Consider the following 20,144-nt stretch of genomic DNA (forward strand, 5'->3'; position numbering starts at 1 on the left):
CTGAATTCTTTTACCATCGACACTCCACATCATTTTTATCGCGATCATCATGCAAGAGAAAATCATTACCTTTGCGAGTCCCGTTTTTTTCTTATTGATCGCAATAGAATTCATCATCGCCCGGCGTCGTCAGCGTCATCTGTACCGGATTAACGATGCCATCAATAGTTTGAGTCTGGGCGTAATGAGTCAGATAATTGGTGTGTTTTTAAAAGTTCTGGCGGTCGGTGTTTATGCCTGGGTCGCGCAACATTGTGCGATCTTTCATTTATCCGGCGATGATTGGTGGGTCTGGGTGTCCGGCTTGTTGCTGTATGACTTCTTGTATTACTGGTTGCACCGTATGGGGCATGAGACCAATCTCTTGTGGGCAGCGCATGTCGTCCATCATCAGAGTGAAGCATACAACCTGACTACCGCCTTACGCCAGACTAGCACCGGCGCTTTATTTGGCTGGATTTTCTATTTGCCGCTGGCGGTACTTGGCTATCCTGTACATGTGTTCATCATCGTTGCACTGATCGATTTGTTATATCAGTTCTGGATCCATACCGAACAGATCGACAAGCTCGGCTGGTTTGATCGCGTCTTCGTGTCACCGTCGAATCACCGTGTACATCATGGTGTCAATGATCTGTATCTGGATAAAAACTACGGCGGCATTTTGATTTTATGGGATCGCTTGTTCGGCACTTTTATCGAGGAACAAGATGCACATCCTGTGGTGTTCGGTACACGCAGTCCATTGCGCAGCTGGAATCCTCTCTGGGCTAATCTGGAAGTGTATAAGGCCGTTGCTGCCGATGCCTGGCGTACACGTAACTGGTGGGATAAATGCCGTATCTGGCTGATGCCACCGGGATGGCGCCCTGCCGATATTGCGGCGAGCGAACCGGCGAAATCCTTCGATCTACAACGCCCTGAATACAATCCGCCACTGAGCGGAGCACGCATGTGGTATTGCCTGATCCAGTTCGCAGTAAGCTTGCAAGTTGCCACCCATTTCCTGACGGTTGCACCTGCCGCTCATGCTGCGCAAATGGTGCCTTATGCTATCTGGCTCGTCGCCGGACTGTGGATCGTCGGTGGTTTAATGGAAAAAAAACGCTGGTATGCGGGAGTAGAAGCAGCGAGATTATTAAGCACATTGGCAATGGTCGTTGTCAGCGCCAGCCGGTTTCAATTAGTCGTTTTACCATTGACGGCACAGGTGGTCATCGCTACGGCTTGTATTGCCTCACTTATCGCACTCGGACTCATTTTTAAGACTACTGGGCATGGACATCTTTCACGTTAATGACACACAAGTTGTACTGAACCCGGATGCATCGGTTCAGCCACAAGGATTTATCTGGCTCGACGCGACACATGATGAGGTCAATCTGAATCCCGAAGCGTGGCGTGAAGAAGTCGCACGGCTAACAGGTACACAGATTTATGATTTGCATTTAAAAGACGCGGTGAATTTAACGCACCCGTCTTACTTCGATGCGACCCAGGATTATGAAATGGTGGTATTTCGCAAACTAGCATTAAATGGTGAAGCAAGCGGATTACCGGGCACGGAACCAAGCGAGCAGCAAAAGCGCAAGATTCCTGCGGCACTGAATAAACTCGTGACGGTACCGGTCTCATTTTTTTTGATGGGAAATGCGCTGGTCACCGTACGCGCAGAGAAAAGCCGCACCATCGATAGCGCACGTACCCGCCTGCTGAATTACAAGCACAAAGCAGAAGGTAACGGCCACTCCAGTCGCCTGCCCTGCTCGCCGGAGGATCTGATGTTACGGTTGCTCAACGCGATGGTGGATCAGTATCTGGAGTTACGTCAGCCGCTGACGCAGCAACTCGACCGCTGGCAACATGCGCTGCTTGATCCGCGTCGCCCTTTTAACAACTGGATGGCGCTGCTCGACTCGCGACTGGAACTACGTAAGCTCGATAATCTGTGCGAAGAACAACGTGACGCGTTACAGGAATTACGTGACCACATCGTCGATGCACATGATGGTAGCGACAGCAACGATGGCCGCGCCAAGGATTTGCTGCTGGTTCGGACCAATGATGTGATGGAACATATCAGCCGTGTCCTGAACCATGCCCGCCGTCTGGAAGCATCGCTGGAATCAGCGGTGCAAATTCATTTCTCTGCGATGGCACACAGAACTAGCGAGATCATGCGCACGCTAACCGTGATCACCGCGCTGTTTATGCCGCTGACCTTGATTACCGGCGTATTCGGGATGAATTTCGAGGTCATGCCTTTACTCAAAAATGCATCGGGATTCTGGATCACAATGGGTACCATGCTGTTGATCGTGATTGGATTGCTAGTCTATTTCCGCAGTCAGCGCTATCTTGAAGATCAGGCAAGTCGTCGTCGCGACTGATACCAGCATCATATACTGGGGTGGAGTAAGGGTAAAAAATGCATTCATCCGCAATGATTACGCAGGCGTTTAAAAATACTCCCCCTATATTGAATTAATACAAAGAAACCATATGCAAGAACTCAGCTTTCTCTGGCACGACTACGAAACCTTCGGCGCACAAGCGCGCCGCGACCGCCCCGCCCAATTCGCCGCAATCCGCACCGATGCTGAACTCAATGAAATCGGCGAACCCATCATGCTGTACTGTCAGCCGGCGAATGATTTTTTACCGGATCCGCAATCGTGCCTGATCACGCATATCACACCGCAAACCTGTCTCGAACGCGGCATCCCGGAATATAAATTTGCTGCAAAAATTGAACGCGAACTAGCCCAAACCGGCACCATCGGCGTCGGTTACAACACCATCCGCTTTGACGATGAGATCACCCGCTTTATGTTCTGGCGTAATCTCATGGATCCGTATGCGCGCGAGTGGCAAAACCAATGCGGTCGCTGGGACATCATGGACATGCTGCGCACCACCTATGCGCTGCGCCCGGAAGGGATCAACTGGCCAGTCAATGACGAAGGCAAGCCAAGCTTCAGACTGGAGCATTTAACTGCGGCGAATGGCATTGCACACGAAGCGGCACATGATGCCTTGTCCGACGTACGTGCCACGATTGCGCTAGCGCGGCTGGTAAGAGAAAAGCAGCCGAAGCTCTTTGACTTTTGTCTGGCGTTGCATAAGAAAGATAAGGTCGCGGCAGAAATCGGCTTGCCGATGATGGGCAAGGCGTTTCTGCATGTGTCCGGTATGTTCCCGACCGAACGGGGTTGCCTCGCACTGATGTGGCCACTAGCAGTACATCCAAAAAATAAGAATGAAGTCATCGCCTGGGATCTCGCTCACGATCCGGCAGAACTGGCGACGCTCGACGCCGCGACAGTACAATTACGCATGTTCAGCAAAACCGGTGATCTACCTGAGGGCGTCAGCCGCCTGCCGGTGAAGACGGTGCATTTAAACAAATCACCGGTCGTCATCGGCAATCTCAAAACTCTGTCACCGGCAATGGCAGAACGCTGGAAAATCGATATGAACGTAATACAAAACCATATCGACAAAGCCACGGCATTGATGAGTGATCATGCAGCACCATTACGCGCATTGTGGGAACACGTATATGCGCCGCGCGATCAGGAGACAGCCGATGTCGATGAAGACCTGTATGGCGGCTTTGTAGGCACCGGAGACAGGCGTTTGCTAAACGATCTGCGCACGATGAGTCCAGAACGCCTGGCACAGGCACAACCGGATTTTCAGGATGCTCGCTTAAGCGAATTGCTGTTCCGCTACCGCGCACGGAATTTCCCCGATAGCCTGAATGAGATGGAACAAGCGCAATGGGAAGAACATCGCATTGCCAGACTGCTAGACGGTGAGGGCAAAGCACGCAACGTCGATCAGTATTTCAATGAAATTGACCAGCTATCAGAAGAGGCGAGCGAAGCCGACGAAGAAATTCTAGGCGCTTTGTACGACTATGCGGAGATGGTAGTGCCAGCCCGGTAATTTGAAATATCGGACAAAGAAATCAAATGCGGAGATCGCACAACTCAGCAGATCATTCAGCAGATCGCTGATCAAAATTACTCACGACAATCGCGACGACCGTATTCCGCGTCAGCATCAATCAAGCATTGGCATCGCGACTCATCCCGATTCCACTGCTTTTTTCTTTCCCAAAAAAACAATGCAAAACTTGAACCATTGTAAAAGTTACACTATAAAGGAGTATTACGCACTTATTGCATAAGGCGCTTATGACTCCCGAAGACATGGATCAACTATTTGGCCTGCTCCTGGAGACAGCACCCATCGGCGTAGCGGTCATCAACCGAGACATGACACTGCGCTACATCAACAAGCGCCATGCAGACCTCAACCACCTGCAGATTTCCGCTCAAATCGGCCATCACATCCGTGATTTTTTACCCGCTGCGGCCGTCACAGTTGTCGAGCCCAAATTACAGTTTGTTCTTGATACCGGCTCACCGCTGGTGAATCAAGAGATCCGTGCAATTGATCCACTTCAGTCAGATCGCCCGCTGCATCGACTCGCATCGTACTATCCATGGAGAAACAAGCATGGCAACATTCTTGGCGTACTAGCGATCATACGCGATGCGACGATTGATCAGTTTTCTGAGCAATTAGTCAGAGAGAGTGAACAACGCCTTTTGCGGGTACTCGATAATCTCTATGCTTTTGTCGGTGTACTTGCGATTGACGGGACGCTGCTGGACGCGAATGCCGCGCCTTTATTGGCAGCGGGTATTCACATTGATGATGTGCGAGGGAAGAAAGTCTGGGACTGTTATTGGTGGACGCATGACAGTGAAGCGCAAGAACAATTAAAGCAAGCGATAGAACGCTGTCGTCAAGGGGAAACGCTGCGTTACGACGTACAAGTCAGAATGATCAATGACAGCCGCATGTGGATCGATTTTATGCTGGCGCCGTTATACGACGGTGAAGGTCGCATCACCCATCTGATACCGTCCGGAATGGATATTTCACAACGACATGAAAGTGAACGTCGTCTGCAGTTATCCGAAGAACGTTTTCGCTCGGTAGTCGAATCATCAGATGATGCGATTATCAGTAAATCCCTGGATGGTCTGATCACTAGCTGGAATCCGGCAGCCGAACGTCTTCTCGGCTATCAGGCAGCAGAGATTATCGGTCAATCGGTCACACTCCTTTTTCCTCAGGATAAATTAAGCGAAGAAGCAGAGATCATGAGGCGTATCCGGCTCGGTGAGCGGGTACCTTCGTTCGAAACAGTCCGCATCCATAAAGACGGGCACAAGGTTGATATCGCCGTAACAATTTCGCCCCTGCGAGGAAATAATGGAGCGATTGTCGGCGCCAGTAAAATCGCCCGCGATATCTCAGAACAAAAACGCTACCGTGAATTACTGGAACAAGCACTCGATGAAAAAACCTCACTCCTGCACGAGGTGCATCATCGCGTAAAAAATAATTTGCAAATTGTATCGAGTCTGCTGCATCTGCAAGCACGCAAAGAAACACCCGAGGTAAGACAGGCACTGGCAGAGAGTCAAGGTCGCATCAAGGCAATGGCGCTAGTGCATCAATTGCTATACGAGTCCAACACGACTGCCGATATTAATTTGGATGACTACCTGCGACGCCTGGTTTCTTTGACGAGCGCCACTTACAGTATGAGTAACCGGGATATACAAATTTTGTTCATCCCATCACATGAAAAAATCAAAATTGATATTCAGCGGGCGATTCCGTGCGGTCTGATTATCAATGAGCTGATACTAAATGCGACGAAGCATGCATTTCACGGAAAAACTAGCGGCAAGATTACGATAGAGTTGCATGCAGACGCCAATAACAGAGCAAGAATCGTGTTGTCCGATAACGGCTGCGGTCTGCCGGAAGATTTTAGCTGGAGCGGTGAAGGCAGCTTAGGTAAGCAACTGATTCCTATGTTTGTGCAGCAATTAAAAGGAGAACTACAGACAGAATCGACATCCGGTGGCGCACATTTTGTGATTGAGTTTATTTCATAGATTCAGGAGAACAACAGATGTATGCAGAAACGATACTCATAGTTGAAGATGAACCCGTCGTGGCACTGGATCTGCGCCAAACTCTGGAGGAAATGGGACATCATGTGTGCGGCATTCAGTCGAATATGAAGGCAGCAATCAATGCAGTGGAAAAATATAGCCCGACACTGATCTTGATGGATATCAACCTTGAAGGTCAGGAAGATGGCATTGACGCCTGCAATCATATTTATCTGCGCTGGAAATTACCGGTTATTTATCTGACTGCATTTGCCGATGAAAAAACCATTTTACGTGCAGCAGCCAGTAAGCCCTTTGGCTATTTACTGAAACCTTATGAAACGAAAGAACTGGCGGCAGTTATTCAGGTCGCGCGGTCACGTTGCGATACGGAGCAGGCGCTGGTCAAATCAGAAGAGCGCCTCTCCATCGCGATTGAGGCAGCCGAACTTGGCACCTGGGAGTGGGAATCTTTACTAGATCATGTGCAGGGTGACGCGCGCTTCCAGTCTATTTGGGGCAGCAACTTGAGCCGCTTTTCTGCAGGTATGGCGGCAATGCTCGATCGTATCCACCCGGAAGATAGAGATAAGCTTGATCAGCTATTGCATCAGGATGGCTACTTCAGCAGTATCTTCAGGGCACGCAGGGATTCTGGCGAATTTGCCTGGCTGGAGATGCACGGCAAATTACGCCGGGGAAAGAACGGAAGCAAACAAGTTATCGGTGCGTTACGCGACATCACAACACGCAAGCAAATGGAGGAGCGGCTGCGGCAAGCCAGTGTCGTATTCAGCTCAACGGCTGAGGGCATTCTGATATTAAACGATAGCTATCGGATCGTCTCTGCCAACCCAGCCTTTACCAAACTGACACAGTACACCTCCGACGAGGTCATCAATCGCCATCCTGACGATTTTTTACTGGTTCGCCGGGAAGGTGATCTCACCTACCAATCCATCGCAGAATCGACTGATGGCTATGTGTATTGCGAAGTAGCTTGCCGCTGCCGGGACGGGCGTATCTTTCCGACCTTGCAACATATCTGTGCGGTCAAGGATGAAGCTGGTGACGTACAGCAGTTTGTGCACATAATTTCAGACATCAGTGCCATCCGCGATGTGGAACTCAAACTCGCTCACCTTGCCTATCACGATCCATTGACAGGTTTAGGTAATCGCTACCTGCTGGAGCAAAGATTAAATATCGAATTAGAGCGGGCTCATTTTAACGGCAAAAAAATTGCGATTCTGTTTCTTGACCTCGACGGCTTTAAATCAATCAACGACACCATGGGTCACAATATCGGAGATCGCGTTATACAGGAAGTTGCAAAACGTATTAGTCAGCACATACGTCGTCATGATGAGGCAATCCGTTTGGGTGGCGATGAGTTTGTCGTGGTTGCACCCGAGCTGCACGAAATTAGCGAGGCTTTTTTAATTGCCGAAAAACTGCTCAATGTTTTATCACAAAAACCAATCAAAATCGACGATCAGGAATTGACCATCGGAGTAAGTATCGGTATCTCTATTTATCCCGATGATGGTACTAATATGACGCAACTTTTAAGCGCTTCAGACAGTGCTATGTATGAGGCTAAGCGTCTAGGCAAAGGACAATTCTGCACCTATACCAGCAATCTGATAGAGCGCGTCAGAGCACGTCTGAATATAGAACAAAATCTACATGTCGCACTCGAAAAAAATGAGTTCATTCTTCATTATCAACCAGTGATCAATTTGCCGCAAAACCGCCTAATCGGATTTGAAGCACTGGTACGCTGGAATCATCCGACACTGGGGTTGATCGGTCCCGATACCTTCATCAGTATTGCGGAAGAAAATGGCTTGATTGAACGTCTTGGTTACTGGGTGCTGGATACAGCATTAGCGCAACTTAAAGAGTGGGAGCTAGCAGGGCATACTAATTTATTCATGGCAGTCAATGTGTCCCTTCGACAGTTCAATGAGGAACATTTCGTCCATCATCTCGGACACGTCCTTCAGATGCATAGACTTCGCGGCGAGCAATTGGAAGTTGAAGTCACCGAATCAGTGATCCAGGATTTTCATAAGAGCCGTAAAATCGTTTCCGCCATCAGGGATTTGGGTATTACTGTTGCGATTGATGATTTTGGTACAGGTTATTCGTCACTTGCATTGCTTAAACATTTACCGATTACCCGAGTCAAAATTGATCGTTCGTTTATCGTCAATTTACCGGGCACATCACGTGATCTTGGTATGGTGAATGCGATCATGCAAATAGCGAACAGCCTGGAGCTCAATGTCACAGCAGAAGGAATAGAAACACCGGAACAAGCTAGCCTGTTGCACGAGTTAAACTGTCCCGCAGTGCAGGGATATTTTTTTGGGCGTCCTCAGGAGGCTAATTATTTTTCTTCCGAGTGGCTGAGATTGTCGGCGATGAGGGACCATTTTCAGCGATGATTCAATGAACTTAGTTGCGTTGGAGACCAAGATAAAACGCCCCAGACGAAAGGGGCGTTTTATCTTGGTTTTTATCTTTTTTCTATAACTAATTTTCTACACCACTACCGGCCAACTCACATTCCACGTCATTAACCGATATTGAGATTGCACTATGACATGCACAACTATTTATTCGGCTGTGGAGTAATACGTAAATAAGGACGAGGTGCGGTATAGCCTTTTGGATATTTTTGCTTGATCACGTCTTCATCTTTGATCGATAAAGGAATAATCACATCATCACCATCGCGCCAGTTACCAGGTGTCGCCACCGAGTAACCATCAGTCAGTTGAAGTGCATCAATGACGCGCAAGACTTCATCGAAATTACGTCCGGTAGTCAGTGGATAAGTAATGATCAGGCGTACTTTTTTCTTTGGATCGATGATGAACAAAGAACGTACGGTAACGGTCTCCGACTGATTCGGGTGAATCATGTCATACAGTGCGGCGACTTTTTTATCTGCATCAGCAATGATGGGAAAACCGACGATGGTTTTTTGCGTATCTTCAATATCTTTGATCCATTGCAGATGTGATTCCGCACCATCGACGGACAAAGCAATGGCTTTGACATTGCGCTGATCAAACTCTGGCTTTAACTTTGCGGTCAAACCTAACTCAGTTGTGCAGACCGGAGTAAAGTCAGCAGGATGGGAAAATAAAACAACCCATGAGTCGCCCGCCCAAGCATGGAAATTCAATTTACCTATCGAAGAATCCTGTTCAAAATCAGGAGCGATATCACCTAAACGCAGAGTCATGTTTTTCTCCAATCAAAAAGTTTGAGATAAAAACTATAGAGCGCAACCTCAATAGATTCAAGGATAGAGAAGTTGATTGCTTATATCTTGTCCGGTATATGCTTCTCTAAAAAATACCGGACAGTGGGGTCATGCCGTGGCGTAATGCGATTCAATTGTATGTTCGTCGCCGTTGCTGAGCAAGATGAGTATTCAACATACACTTCCACTCACTACTCGACATTCACTGCACCTAGCGATGTCAAAAATTTCTCTGCATTTTGATAACCAATAACACGGCCAGCAACTATTTCTTCGCCGCGCTTATTGAAGAAAATAATTCCTGGTGGACCGAATAAATTAAAACGTTTTAAGAGTGCTTTATCGTCGGCATTATTGGCCGTCACATCAACCTGTAATAACAACATTTGTTCCATCTGCGCTTTAACTTTGTCGTCAGTGAAGGTGAGTTTTTCCATTTCTTTACATGACACACACCAGTCAGCGTAGAAGTCGAGCACTGCTGTTTTACCTTTAGATTGTGCGATAGCGGCGTCTAGTTCTGCAATCGACCGGACTCGCGTAAAGCTAACACCATGTTTTTGCCCGCCCGTCAGATGTGCTAAAGGTGCAAAAACATCGCGCCCACCGGTGAGAACGCCGGCTAACTGAGCCGCACCAGCCAAGGCAAAAATAATGGCGAATCCTTTTGAATACAAATTCCCTTTGTGCAAAAACAGCAGATAGATCGCGTAGCTGATCAGCAACACAGACCAAGCTAGCATTTGTGACCAGACGGGTATCACCGGGGACACCATCCAGATTGCCATCGCGAGCATTAACACGCCAAAGAACCGCTTGATGCTTTCCATCCAGGCACCCGCGCGCGGCAACAGACTGCCCGCAGATAAACCAACTAATAACAAAGGAACGCTCATTCCCATTGCCATCGCAAATAAGGCAGAACCACCAACGATCACATCGCGGGTCTGACTGATGTAGACCAAGGCACCGGCCAGTGGCGCCGCCACACAGGGACCGACAATGAGTGCCGACATTGCCCCCATTAAAAAGACGCCGATTAACTTGCCGTTACGCTGACCTTCAGATGCAACCGTCAGTTTTGTTTGCAACGCGGCAGGCACCTGCAACTGATACACACCAAACATGGCAAGAGACAAAATCACCATGAGCAAGGCAAACGCACCGAGCACCCAAGGATTTTGTAATGTTGCCGCCAACCCCTCACCCAGGAGTCCGGCAGCAACGCCAAGAGCGGTGTAAACAAGCGCCATACCAAGCGCGTACATCATAGACAATAGAAACCCACGACTACGACGGACAGAGGTGCCTTCACCAACGATAATGAACGACAAAATAGGGACCATAGGCAGCACACAAGGTGTGAACGACAAACCCAGTCCTAGTAAGAAAAATAAAGGCAAAATGACGATTAACTTACCACTCTTCAACGCAGCGCTGATGCTGCCAATCTCAGTAGCTAAGGTCTGACCCTGACTATTGGCACCATCAGAGACTGGTTTGGTGACGTCGGTATTCGCCTTAGCCGGTGCATCGGTAATGGCAAGTGTAAATACCGCGTCTTGCGGCGGATAACATAGTCCCTGATCAGCACACCCCTGACTGGTCACTTTCAAATTAAAGTTACCTGAAGCTTGCACTGGAACCTTCACGACGATCTCGTGACGATAAGTCTCGACCTCTTTTTGAAAGGTTTCATCAAACTTCACTTTGCCTTTAGGCAGCACTGGCTCACCTAATTTGCTATCCGTCGAAACAAACTTCAAACGTTCGCGATACAAATAGTAGCCATCAGCAATGTGAAAACTGACTTCAGCTACGCCGGGCTCACTCATTTTGGCGCTGACTTTGAATGCGACCTCTGGGTCTAAAAAATCCTCTGCCTTGATTGAGGTAATTGTCGTTGCTAGCACAATGAACAGAGTGAGGAAAGCGGTCCATCTGATATGGAACTTAGACAACCAGTTTGAAAAGCGAGCTTGGGAATACGTTGTAAAAGTTTTCATGCAGATCCTGTTTCATGGAGAACCCATTGCCGATAAGCCGGTAAGCCTTGCGTGATGGGAGTGCCGATAATTTCTGGTATTTCGTAAGGATGAATGTTCTGGATAAGAGTTTGTAAAACCGTATATTTTGCTTCGCTTGTTTTGATCAGCAAGGCAATTTATGTTGCAAGCGAAAGTACTTCATTCCAATGAGAGAAAGACCTGATTGCTGGCAGTACGTTCACGCAAGCAGCCAATTTATTTTCCAGAGCTGAGTGAATAATCGCCTGAGCGGTGGCTTCATCCGACACATTAGTCGTAACGAGCAAGACTTTATCCATATTTGCTGACTCATCTTGGACATAAATATTCCATGATTCTAACAAGGTCTGACTGATCATGCCCGTCGCCTTATGATCCATCCGAATGGTCCGAATGTAAAAAAGCCAGGCAATGCCTGGCTTTTTTTGACGCTTCATACGAGCAACAAATTACTCTGCTGTTGGCGCTGCGTCAACATCAGTAACTTCTGGGCGATCTAACAGTTCTACGTAGGCCATAGGTGCATTGTCACCAACACGGAAACCCATTTTCAAAATACGCAGATAACCGCCGTTACGATTTGCGTAACGTGGACCGAGTTCAGCGAACAGTTTCAAGACCATTTCGCGATCACGCAAACGGGAGAAAGCCAAACGCTTGTTAGCCAATGTGTCTGTTTTACCCAAAGTCAGAATTGGCTCGATAACACGGCGCAGTTCTTTTGCTTTTGGCAAAGTTGTTTTAATAGCTTCGTGGCGCAGCAACGATACTGTCATGTTGCGCAGCATTGCCAGACGGTGGGAAGAAGTACGATTCAGCTTACGTAAGCCGTGACGATGACGCATGATATTTCCTTTCAGATTTTTAAAATAATTCCAGCTCTTCTATCACTGAGTTTTACAGCGCGGGCCGGTAATTGCTTGAGACTACTAATACAACCGATACTACTTGCTACTACAAATTTATTAAACAGCCTGAGTAAATTTGCTACTCAGGCGTGACCATAAATTACTTTTCCAGGCCAGCTGGTGGCCAGTTTTCCAATTTCATACCAAGAGACAAGCCACGGGAAGCCAGAACTTCTTTGATCTCGTTCAAAGATTTGCGACCCAGATTTGGTGTCTTCAACAATTCATTCTCGCTACGTTGGATCAGATCACCAATGTAGTAAATGTTTTCTGCTTTCAGGCAATTAGCTGAACGTACTGTCAATTCCAAATCATCGACTGGACGCAACAGAACTGGATCGACTGCCGGTGCGCGTGAAGGCGCCTCAGCAGCGGCTTCTGTACCTTCCAGAGCAGCGAAGACATTCAATTGATCAACTAAAACGCGGGCGGACTGGCGAATCGCTTCTTCTGGCGTAATAACACCATTGGTTTCGATATTGATGACCAGTTTATCCAGATCTGTACGCTGCTCTACACGTGCAGATTCTACAGAGTAAGATACGCGGCGTACTGGCGAGAATGACGCATCCAGTATCATACGGCCAATCGTTTTGTTCGCATCTTCTGACAAACGACGAACGTTACCCGGCACATAGCCGCGGCCTTTTTCAACCTTAATCTGCATATCCAGCTTACCGCCGGCTGTCAGATTGGCAATAACGTGATCTGGATTAATGAGTTCTACATCATGCGGCAAATCGATATCAGAGGCCAGTACTGCGCCTTCGCCATCTTTCTTTAATGTCAGCGTGACTTCATCACGGTTATGCAACTTGAAAACGATGCCTTTCAAGTTCAACAAAATATCCACAACGTCTTCTTGAACACCATCTAAAGATGAGTATTCATGAACGATACCGGCGATAGTAACTTCTGTCGGCGCGTAACCAACCATAGAAGACAACAATACACGGCGTAAAGCGTTACCTAATGTATGGCCATAGCCACGTTCAAATGGCTCCATCACAACTTTAGCGTGACCAGCACCCAACATTTCCACGTCGATAATACGTGGCTTCAACAAATTGTTTTGCATAACAATGTCCTTTTCAATACCCTCGACTCGTTACGTCGATAAGGCTGATGGCATTAAAGAAAAAAGCCTGCCTATCGAAAAATAGGCAGGCGGTGAAACTTGAATATTAACGTGAGTACAATTCAACGATCAGAGATTCGTTGACATCGTGAGCGATATCGCTACGATCTGGCATGGACTTGAAAGTACCTTCCATTTTCTTTGGGTCTACAGATACCCAGGAAGGCATACCAGTTTGCTCTGCCAAAGACAGGGCTTCAACAATACGTACTTGCTTTTTCGATTTCTCACGAACAGCAACAACATCACCAGCCTTAACTTGATAGGAAGCGATATTTACTACGATATTATTGACTGTGAATGCTTTGTGGCTTACCAACTGACGTGCTTCAGCGCGTGTGGAACCAAAGCCCATACGATAAGCAACGTTGTCCAGACGGGATTCCAGCAATTTCAACAGTGTTTCGCCTGTGTTGCCTTTTTGACGATCAGCTTCAGCGAAGTAACGACGGAATTGACGCTCCAAAACGCCGTACATGCGTTTAACTTTTTGCTTTTCGCGCAATTGGTTACCGAAATCAGAGGTACGAGCACCGGAAGTGCGACCATGCTGACCTGGTTTTGCGTCGAGTTTGCATTTTGAGTCTAATGAACGACGTGCGCTCTTCAGAAACAGATCCGTGCCTTCGCGACGGGATAATTTTGCTTTTGGTCCGATATAACGTGCCACGATATTTTCCTTGTAAATGACGTAATGTTTTCTACACTACGCTAGTCTGATCTGCCTGCAACCAGACGGTGGTCTTAACAACAAAGACGATGTCTTTGTCAATTGTAAAACTTCCACAACACAAAACCCGCCAACGAAATGGCGGGTCCGCATTCTAACGGAGATTCCATAAGAATGCCAGCAGAAAATAAATCTGCTTAGATGCGACGACGCTTTGGAGGGCGGCAGCCGTTGTGCGGAACTGGTGTGACGTCTTGAATCAGGGAAATTTTAATGCCCAGATTGTTTAACGCACGCACTGAAGATTCGCGACCTGGGCCTGGGCCTTTGATACGAACTTCCAAGTTTTTGATGCCGCATTCTACAGCAACTTTACCAGCTGCTTCCGCTGCAACCTGCGCTGCAAACGGTGTAGATTTACGTGAGCCTTTGAAACCCGCACCACCAGCAGTTGCCCATGACAGCGCATTGCCTTGACGATCAGTGATCGTAATGATGGTATTGTTAAACGAAGCGTGTACGTGGGCAATACCCTCGGCTACGTTCTTTTTAACTTTTTTACGAGCGCGGGCTGCTGCTGCGTTATTTTGTGCTTTTGCCATAATATTTCCTTGAATCTAGTTACCTAGATTATTTCTTCAAAGATTGCGCTGCTTTACGTGGGCCCTTACGTGTACGAGCATTCGTACGTGTACGTTGACCACGGCAAGGCAAGCCCTTACGATGACGCAGGCCGCGGTAGCAACCTAAGTCCATCAAACGCTTGATGTTCATCGAGAGTTCACGACGCAAGTCACCCTCTACGACGAATTTTGCAATCTCGTCACGGAGTTTTTCCAGTTCGTTGTCGTCCAGATCTTTAACTTTTTTATTAGTTAAAACACCGGTAGCGGCGCAGATGTCTTCTGCGCGTGGGCGGCCAATACCATAGATAGCTGTTAAGCCGATTACGGTATGCTGATGATTTGGGATATTAACCCCTGCGATACGTGCCATTCGTTATTCCTCGTCAATAACCTGAATTAACCTTGACGCTGTTTATGGCGTGGTTCTGTGCAAATTACACGAACTACACCTTTGCGCTTGATGATCTTGCAATTGCGGCAAATCCGCTTAACTGATGCGAGAACTTTCATTTTTTGCCCTCTTCCTTCTTTACTTGGTTACTTAGTACGGAACACTATTCGCGCCCGGCTCAAATCATAAGGCGTCAATTCCACTGTCACCTTATCACCAGGGAGAATGCGAATATAATTCATGCGCATTTTTCCAGAGATATGGCCTAGTACAATATGCCCGTTTTCCAACTTAACTCGAAATGTTGCATTTGGAAGATTCTCAAGAATCTCACCCTGCATCTGTATAACGTCGTCTTTTGCCATTCGGTCTGCTGTTCCTCTGAGTGCTACCTTGAAGGTATGCCACCCTTGAAATTTGCTTTACGAAGAAGCGATTCGTATTGCTGTGACATCACATAGTTCTGCACTTGTGCCATGAAGTCCATCGTCACTACTACGATAATCAATAATGATGTACCGCCGAAATAAAATGGAACCTTCCAGTGTGCCACCAAAAACTCTGGCAACAAACAGACCAAGGTAATGTAAAACGCTCCAGCTAAAGTCAAACGCATCAAAATCTTATCGATATAACGCGCTGTTTGATCGCCTGGGCGAATACCTGGTACAAATGCACCGCTCTTTTTCAAGTTATCTGCAGTCTCTTTGCTATTAAAAACTAAAGCAGTGTAGAAAAAACAGAAGAAAATAATTGCAACGGCGTATAACAAAGCATGAATCGGTTCGCCGGGAGCCATCGATGCGGAAAGATCCTTTAAAAAGCGAATAAAACCGCTATCTGAAGACTCCATACCTTTGGTGAACCAACTTGTAATCGTCGCAGGAAACAAAATGATAGAAGAAGCAAAAATCGGAGGGATTACACCCGCCATATTCAGTTTCAACGGCAAATGACTACTTTGCCCACCGTATACTTTATTTCCTACCTGACGCTTCGCATAATTGACCAGAATTTTACGCTGACCACGCTCTACGAATACTACAAAGAAAGTTACTGCAGCAGCAATTAAGCAAATCAATAATGCAGAGAAAGCATTCATAGAACCGGTACGAACCAGTTCAAACAAGCTAGCCAAACCGTTTGGCAAACCTGCTGCAATACCAGCAAAAATAATGATCGAAATGCCATTACCTAAGCCACGCTCCGTAATCTGCTCACCCAACCACATTAAAAACATGGTGCCGGTAACCAAAGTAACTGTCGTAGTGAAGCGAAATGCCACACCAGGGTCAATCACCAATCCCGGCTGAGCTTCAAGACCGAAGGCAATGAAATAAGCCTGCAAAGTTGCGAGCAACAAGGTACCGTAGCGCGTATATTGAGTAATCTTGCGACGACCGGACTCACCTTCTTTTTTCAAGGCTTCCAATTGGGGCGAGACTATTGACATTAACTGCATGATAATCGATGCAGAAATATACGGCGTGATTCCTAGTGCAAGCACAGCGAATCGTGACAACGCACCGCCGGAGAACATATTAAACATCCCCAAAATACCACCTTGGTTTTGCTTAAATAAGTCAGCCAATGCATTAGGATCAATGCCTGGAACCGGTATGTGCGCACCTATCCTATATACAACTAATGCCCCCAGTAAAAACCACAGTCTTCCCCAAGGAAAACCACTGGCGGCACTTTTAGCTTGTTGTGGAGATGTTGCCAATTATTGCTCCAGTGTCAGCACTGATTACGCGACTGAGCCGCCAGCAGCTTCGATTGCAGCTTTAGCGCCTTTTGAGGCGATCAAACCGTTCAAAGTTACTTTTTTAGTGATTGTACCTGCCAGGATCACGCGAACAACGCGAGCCAATTCAGACACGACACCAGCTTGTTTTAAGGCCAGAATATCGATTTCAGTCACTGGTAAATTTTCCAGATCTGTCAAACGAACTTCTGCTTTGTATGGCGTTGCCAAGGATTTAAAACCACGCTTAGGCAAACGACGTTGTAAAGGCATTTGACCGCCTTCAAAACCGACTTTATGAAAACCGCCTGAACGAGACTTTTGACCTTTGTGACCACGGCCTGCTGTCTTACCTAAACCAGAACCGATACCGCGACCAACACGACGTTTGTAGTGTTTTGCGCCATCTGCTGGCTGGATTGTATTTAATTCCATAATTTGCTCCGATCGCAAACCTGACGGTTTACGATACAACCTTCACAAGATACGAGACTTTATTGATCATGCCACGTACGGATGGAGTGTCTTGCAATTCAGAAACTGAATTCACACGACGCAAACCCAACCCACGGACTGTAGCGCGATGAGACTCACGAGTCCCGATCAAACCTTTGACCAAAGTTACTTTTACTGTCTTTGTCATTTCGCTCACCTTAGCCCAGAATTTCTTCAACGGACTTACCACGTTTCGCAGCGATTTCCGATGGTGTACTCATTTTGGACAAACCATCCAAAGTTGCACGAACCATATTGTATGGATTAGTAGAGCCGTTAGATTTCGCAACGACATTAACTACACCCAATACTTCGAAAATAGCGCGCATTGGTCCGCCCGCAATAACGCCAGTGCCTTCTTTAGCTGGCATAATCATCACTTTGGATGCACCATGACGACCCGTAACGGCATGCTGCAAAGTACCATTATTTAAAGTCACCTTGATCATCTTGCGACGCGCTTCTTCCATTGCTTTTTGTACGGCTACAGGAACTTCTTTCGATTTCCCCTTACCCATACCGATGCGGCCATCACCGTCACCAACGACTGTCAGTGCTGCGAAACCCATGATACGACCACCTTTAACCACTTTGGTTACACGGTTGATCGCGATCATTTTTTCGCGCATGCCATCATCTGGCTTGTCGGCTGCCGTTTTCGCTTGCATTTTTGCCATGACGAATTTTCCTTAGAACTTCAGACCAGCTTCACGCGCGGCTTCTGCCAACGCCTTGATGCGGCCGTGGTAACGGAAACCGGAGCGATCAAACGCGACTTCGGTAACCCCTGCTTTCAATGCTTTCTCTGCAACGCGCTTGCCGATCAAAGTTGCTGCGGCTGCATTGCCACCATTGCCAGACGCTGCTGCCAACTCTGCACGAACTTCTGCCTCGAGGGTAGAAGCCGACGCTAACACTTTGGCATCTGGGCCAATGATGTTTGCGTAGATATGCAGATTTGTACGGTGCACCGCCAGGCGGTTCACCTTGAGTTCTGCGATCTTGGCACGGGTTTGAGTCGCGCGGCGCAGACGTGATTGTTTCTTGTCCATCGTCAACCCCTATTACTTCTTCTTGGTTTCTTTAATCACAACCACTTCGTCCGCGTAGCGGACACCCTTGCCTTTATAAGGCTCTGGGCTGCGGTATGCACGGACTTCAGCTGCCACCTGACCTACTTGCTGCTTGTTGATCCCTTTAATCAGGATCTCAGTAGGTGTTGGTGTAGCGCACGTTACGCCTTCCGGCATTTGGTGCACAACTGGATGTGAAAAACCCAAGGACAAATTTAATTTGTCGCCTTGTGCTTGCGCTTTATAACCAACGCCAACCAAAGTGAGTTTTCTTTCGAAGCCTTTAGTAACGCCGTTAACCATGTTATTGACCAGAGCACGTAATGTGCCTGTCATTGCATTGGCTTCACGACCATCATTGGCTGGTGAAAAACTCAAAGTGCCGTTATCGTTCGCTATTGCGACCAAGCCATTTAAGCCTTGAGTCATCGCGCCCATTGGGCCTTTTACTGAAATCGCTTCTGCCGAGATCTTAACTTCTGCACCTGCTGGCAAAGCGATTGGCATTTTACCTACTCGTGACATCTTGCACTCCTTAGGCGACGTAGCAAATAACTTCGCCACCGACACCGGTTGCGCGTGCTTTGCGGTCAGTCATGACGCCTTTTGGTGTGGAAACAATCGCCACTCCCAAACCGTTCATCACACTTGGGATTTCGTCTTTACCTTTGTAAATACGAAGACCAGGACGTGAAACACGTTCCAAGCGCTCAATAACAGGACGTCCTGCATAATATTTCAAACCGATTTTCAATTCGGATTTACCTGCAGCTTCAACAACTGCGAAATCCTCAATGTAACCTTCATCTTTAAGCACGTTTGCAATTGCAATCTTTACTTTAGAAGATGGCATCGCAACAGCAGTCTTTTGAACAACTTGCGCATTACGGATGCGGGTCAGCATATCGGCGATAGGATCGCTCATACTCATTGCATATTCTCCTATTACCAGCTGGCTTTAGTCATACCCGGAACTTCACCACGCATGGCGACTTCACGGAGTTTAATACGGCCCAAACCGAATTTACGGAATGTTCCACGTGGACGACCTGTCAAAGCGCAGCGATTGCGCTGACGAGTCGGATTGGAATTACGTGGCAATGCCTGCAATTTGAGGCGAGCTTCATAACGCTCTTCCTCAGATTTTGACTGGTCATCAATGATGGCCTTCAATTCGGCGCGTTTGCCAGCGAATTTCTTCACCAGATCTGCACGCTTTTGCTCACGATTAATCAGTGCCAATTTTGCCATGGCGACCTCAGTTTCTGAACGGGAATTTAAATGCGGCGAGAAGGGCTTTCGCTTCTTCGTCGGTCTTTGCTGTCGTCGTGATACTAATATTCATACCACGCAGCGCGTCAATCTTGTCGTACTCGATTTCAGGGAAAATAATCTGTTCCTTGACGCCGATATTGTAGTTACCACGACCATCAAACGCACGACCAGACACACCACGGAAGTCACGCACACGCGGCAGTGCCACGGTGATGAAACGATCCAGGAATTCATACATTTGAGCGCCACGCAAAGTTACCATACAACCAATTGGATAACCTTCACGAATTTTGAAGCCAGCAATCGCTTTACGCGCTTTAGTGACAACAGGCTTTTGACCAGCAATTTTCGTCAAATCGCCAACAGCGTGCTCAATGATCTTTTTGTCAGCAACTGCTTCTGACAAACCCATGTTCAGGGTAATTTTCAAGATACGAGGCACTTCCATTGAAGATTTGTAAGAGAATTTCTCTGTCAAATCAGCAACAACTTTTTCTTTATAAAATGCTTGTAGACGGGCCATGATG

The 20,144-nt window shown here is 47.4% G+C and carries 23 protein-coding genes and 1 pseudogene; 5 read left to right on the forward strand and 19 right to left on the reverse strand.

All coding sequences use genetic code 11. The features are described from left to right. The first annotated feature begins 49 nt into the window (after positions 1 to 49). From ACO0K4_RS00755 to ACO0K4_RS00775, 5 genes are all read left to right on the forward strand, one after another. Positions 50 to 1,297: a sterol desaturase family protein gene (locus ACO0K4_RS00755; RefSeq protein WP_422954708.1), complete on the forward strand. Its 1,248-nt coding sequence runs from the start codon at positions 50 to 52 to the stop codon at positions 1,295 to 1,297. Further along, the gene (locus ACO0K4_RS00760; RefSeq protein WP_422954709.1) at positions 1,278 to 2,390 is read left to right on the forward strand and encodes a magnesium transporter CorA family protein; all 1,113 of its coding nucleotides are present in this window, start codon (positions 1,278 to 1,280) and stop codon (positions 2,388 to 2,390) included. Before ACO0K4_RS00755 ends, ACO0K4_RS00760 begins: the two co-directional genes overlap by 20 nt. A gap of 112 nt (positions 2,391 to 2,502) precedes the next feature. Then, entirely contained in the window at positions 2,503 to 3,951 is a 1,449-nt protein-coding gene (gene sbcB, locus ACO0K4_RS00765) for an exodeoxyribonuclease I (RefSeq protein ID WP_422954710.1), read from the forward strand. Between the two features lie 251 nt (positions 3,952 to 4,202). After that, positions 4,203 to 5,987, forward strand: coding sequence for a PAS domain S-box protein (locus ACO0K4_RS00770; protein ID WP_422954711.1), 1,785 nt, complete (start codon positions 4,203 to 4,205; stop codon positions 5,985 to 5,987). A gap of 17 nt (positions 5,988 to 6,004) precedes the next feature. After that, a complete protein-coding gene (locus tag ACO0K4_RS00775; RefSeq protein ID WP_422954712.1) occupies positions 6,005 to 8,440 on the forward strand; it encodes a two-component system response regulator in 2,436 nt (811 codons plus the stop codon). Positions 8,441 to 8,607: 167 nt separating this feature from the next. Here ACO0K4_RS00775 and ACO0K4_RS00780 read toward each other — a convergent pair whose 3' ends face one another. From ACO0K4_RS00780 to rplE, 19 genes and pseudogenes are all read right to left on the reverse strand, one after another. Further along, positions 8,608 to 9,246: a peroxiredoxin gene (locus ACO0K4_RS00780; RefSeq protein ID WP_422954713.1), complete on the reverse strand. Its 639-nt coding sequence runs from the start codon at positions 9,244 to 9,246 to the stop codon at positions 8,608 to 8,610. 212 nt (positions 9,247 to 9,458) lie between these two features. Further along, positions 9,459 to 11,273 carry a protein-disulfide reductase DsbD gene (gene dsbD, locus ACO0K4_RS00785; RefSeq protein ID WP_422954714.1) on the reverse strand — a complete coding sequence of 605 codons (1,815 nt, stop codon included), beginning with the start codon at positions 11,271 to 11,273 and terminating at the stop codon, positions 9,459 to 9,461. Further along, positions 11,270 to 11,731, reverse strand: a pseudogene (cutA, locus tag ACO0K4_RS00790) (divalent-cation tolerance protein CutA). Before cutA ends, dsbD begins: the two are co-directional and overlap by 4 nt. Positions 11,732 to 11,743: 12 nt before the next feature. Then, entirely contained in the window at positions 11,744 to 12,139 is a 396-nt protein-coding gene (gene rplQ, locus ACO0K4_RS00795) for a 50S ribosomal protein L17 (protein WP_262835016.1), read from the reverse strand. 163 nt (positions 12,140 to 12,302) lie between these two features. Then, entirely contained in the window at positions 12,303 to 13,280 is a 978-nt protein-coding gene (locus tag ACO0K4_RS00800; RefSeq protein WP_262835015.1) for a DNA-directed RNA polymerase subunit alpha, read from the reverse strand. 106 nt (positions 13,281 to 13,386) lie between these two features. Beyond that, positions 13,387 to 14,010 (reverse strand): 30S ribosomal protein S4, encoded by a 624-nt coding sequence (rpsD, locus tag ACO0K4_RS00805; RefSeq protein WP_422954715.1) that lies wholly within the window; start codon positions 14,008 to 14,010, stop codon positions 13,387 to 13,389. Positions 14,011 to 14,207: 197 nt separating this feature from the next. Further along, positions 14,208 to 14,612 carry a 30S ribosomal protein S11 gene (rpsK, locus tag ACO0K4_RS00810; RefSeq protein WP_110255932.1) on the reverse strand — a complete coding sequence of 135 codons (405 nt, stop codon included), beginning with the start codon at positions 14,610 to 14,612 and terminating at the stop codon, positions 14,208 to 14,210. A 28-nt stretch (positions 14,613 to 14,640) separates the two neighbouring features. Then, positions 14,641 to 15,006: a 30S ribosomal protein S13 gene (gene rpsM / locus ACO0K4_RS00815; RefSeq protein ID WP_262835013.1), complete on the reverse strand. Its 366-nt coding sequence runs from the start codon at positions 15,004 to 15,006 to the stop codon at positions 14,641 to 14,643. A 26-nt stretch (positions 15,007 to 15,032) separates the two neighbouring features. After that, complete coding sequence (rpmJ, locus tag ACO0K4_RS00820) at positions 15,033 to 15,146, reverse strand: 50S ribosomal protein L36 (RefSeq protein ID WP_014004415.1); 114 nt, start codon at positions 15,144 to 15,146, stop codon at positions 15,033 to 15,035. Positions 15,147 to 15,173: 27 nt separating this feature from the next. Next, positions 15,174 to 15,392 (reverse strand): translation initiation factor IF-1, encoded by a 219-nt coding sequence (infA, locus tag ACO0K4_RS00825; protein ID WP_014004414.1) that lies wholly within the window; start codon positions 15,390 to 15,392, stop codon positions 15,174 to 15,176. 23 nt (positions 15,393 to 15,415) lie between these two features. Further along, a complete protein-coding gene (gene secY, locus ACO0K4_RS00830; RefSeq protein ID WP_422954716.1) occupies positions 15,416 to 16,753 on the reverse strand; it encodes a preprotein translocase subunit SecY in 1,338 nt (445 codons plus the stop codon). Between the two features lie 24 nt (positions 16,754 to 16,777). Beyond that, positions 16,778 to 17,209: a 50S ribosomal protein L15 gene (rplO, locus tag ACO0K4_RS00835; protein ID WP_422954717.1), complete on the reverse strand. Its 432-nt coding sequence runs from the start codon at positions 17,207 to 17,209 to the stop codon at positions 16,778 to 16,780. A gap of 28 nt (positions 17,210 to 17,237) precedes the next feature. After that, a complete protein-coding gene (gene rpmD, locus ACO0K4_RS00840) occupies positions 17,238 to 17,417 on the reverse strand; it encodes a 50S ribosomal protein L30 (RefSeq protein ID WP_126771746.1) in 180 nt (59 codons plus the stop codon). 10 nt (positions 17,418 to 17,427) lie between these two features. Next, positions 17,428 to 17,946 carry a 30S ribosomal protein S5 gene (gene rpsE / locus ACO0K4_RS00845; RefSeq protein WP_262835004.1) on the reverse strand — a complete coding sequence of 173 codons (519 nt, stop codon included), beginning with the start codon at positions 17,944 to 17,946 and terminating at the stop codon, positions 17,428 to 17,430. A gap of 12 nt (positions 17,947 to 17,958) precedes the next feature. Further along, on the reverse strand, positions 17,959 to 18,321 hold the full coding sequence (rplR, locus tag ACO0K4_RS00850; RefSeq protein WP_422954718.1) for a 50S ribosomal protein L18: 363 nt from the start codon (positions 18,319 to 18,321) through the stop codon (positions 17,959 to 17,961). A gap of 12 nt (positions 18,322 to 18,333) precedes the next feature. Continuing rightward, positions 18,334 to 18,867: a 50S ribosomal protein L6 gene (gene rplF, locus ACO0K4_RS00855; RefSeq protein ID WP_422954719.1), complete on the reverse strand. Its 534-nt coding sequence runs from the start codon at positions 18,865 to 18,867 to the stop codon at positions 18,334 to 18,336. A 10-nt stretch (positions 18,868 to 18,877) separates the two neighbouring features. Continuing rightward, on the reverse strand, positions 18,878 to 19,273 hold the full coding sequence (gene rpsH / locus ACO0K4_RS00860; RefSeq protein ID WP_262835001.1) for a 30S ribosomal protein S8: 396 nt from the start codon (positions 19,271 to 19,273) through the stop codon (positions 18,878 to 18,880). A gap of 14 nt (positions 19,274 to 19,287) precedes the next feature. Further along, entirely contained in the window at positions 19,288 to 19,593 is a 306-nt protein-coding gene (gene rpsN, locus ACO0K4_RS00865; RefSeq protein WP_153236341.1) for a 30S ribosomal protein S14, read from the reverse strand. A gap of 7 nt (positions 19,594 to 19,600) precedes the next feature. Then, complete coding sequence (gene rplE, locus ACO0K4_RS00870) at positions 19,601 to 20,140, reverse strand: 50S ribosomal protein L5 (protein ID WP_422954720.1); 540 nt, start codon at positions 20,138 to 20,140, stop codon at positions 19,601 to 19,603. Positions 20,141 to 20,144 lie beyond the last annotated feature (4 nt).

It is taken from the genome of Undibacterium sp. RuTC16W (genome assembly GCF_049339445.1).
In the GTDB taxonomy this organism is placed as follows: domain Bacteria; phylum Pseudomonadota; class Gammaproteobacteria; order Burkholderiales; family Burkholderiaceae_D; genus Undibacterium.

Coding starts and splice junctions, on each gene's coding strand:
- ACO0K4_RS00770 (WP_422954711.1), top strand. CDS start 4,203: ATGACTCCCGAAGACATGGATCAACTATTTGGCCTGCTCCTGGAGACA.
- ACO0K4_RS00775 (WP_422954712.1), top strand. CDS start 6,005: ATGTATGCAGAAACGATACTCATAGTTGAAGATGAACCCGTCGTGGCA.
- ACO0K4_RS00760 (WP_422954709.1), top strand. CDS start 1,278: ATGGACATCTTTCACGTTAATGACACACAAGTTGTACTGAACCCGGAT.
- rpsE (WP_262835004.1), bottom strand. CDS start 17,946: ATGGCAAAAATGCAAGCGAAAACGGCAGCCGACAAGCCAGATGATGGC.
- ACO0K4_RS00755 (WP_422954708.1), top strand. CDS start 50: ATGCAAGAGAAAATCATTACCTTTGCGAGTCCCGTTTTTTTCTTATTG.
- ACO0K4_RS00800 (WP_262835015.1), bottom strand. CDS start 13,280: ATGCAAAACAATTTGTTGAAGCCACGTATTATCGACGTGGAAATGTTG.
- rpsK (WP_110255932.1), bottom strand. CDS start 14,612: ATGGCAAAAGCACAAAATAACGCAGCAGCAGCCCGCGCTCGTAAAAAA.
- sbcB (WP_422954710.1), top strand. CDS start 2,503: ATGCAAGAACTCAGCTTTCTCTGGCACGACTACGAAACCTTCGGCGCA.
- rpmJ (WP_014004415.1), bottom strand. CDS start 15,146: ATGAAAGTTCTCGCATCAGTTAAGCGGATTTGCCGCAATTGCAAGATC.
- ACO0K4_RS00780 (WP_422954713.1), bottom strand. CDS start 9,246: ATGACTCTGCGTTTAGGTGATATCGCTCCTGATTTTGAACAGGATTCT.
- rplQ (WP_262835016.1), bottom strand. CDS start 12,139: ATGCGTCATCGTCACGGCTTACGTAAGCTGAATCGTACTTCTTCCCAC.
- rplF (WP_422954719.1), bottom strand. CDS start 18,867: ATGTCACGAGTAGGTAAAATGCCAATCGCTTTGCCAGCAGGTGCAGAA.
- infA (WP_014004414.1), bottom strand. CDS start 15,392: ATGGCAAAAGACGACGTTATACAGATGCAGGGTGAGATTCTTGAGAAT.
- rpmD (WP_126771746.1), bottom strand. CDS start 17,417: ATGACAAAGACAGTAAAAGTAACTTTGGTCAAAGGTTTGATCGGGACT.
- rpsM (WP_262835013.1), bottom strand. CDS start 15,006: ATGGCACGTATCGCAGGGGTTAATATCCCAAATCATCAGCATACCGTA.
- rpsH (WP_262835001.1), bottom strand. CDS start 19,273: ATGAGTATGAGCGATCCTATCGCCGATATGCTGACCCGCATCCGTAAT.
- rplR (WP_422954718.1), bottom strand. CDS start 18,321: ATGGACAAGAAACAATCACGTCTGCGCCGCGCGACTCAAACCCGTGCC.
- dsbD (WP_422954714.1), bottom strand. CDS start 11,273: ATGAAAACTTTTACAACGTATTCCCAAGCTCGCTTTTCAAACTGGTTG.
- rplO (WP_422954717.1), bottom strand. CDS start 17,209: ATGGAATTAAATACAATCCAGCCAGCAGATGGCGCAAAACACTACAAA.
- rplE (WP_422954720.1), bottom strand. CDS start 20,140: ATGGCCCGTCTACAAGCATTTTATAAAGAAAAAGTTGTTGCTGATTTG.
- rpsN (WP_153236341.1), bottom strand. CDS start 19,593: ATGGCAAAATTGGCACTGATTAATCGTGAGCAAAAGCGTGCAGATCTG.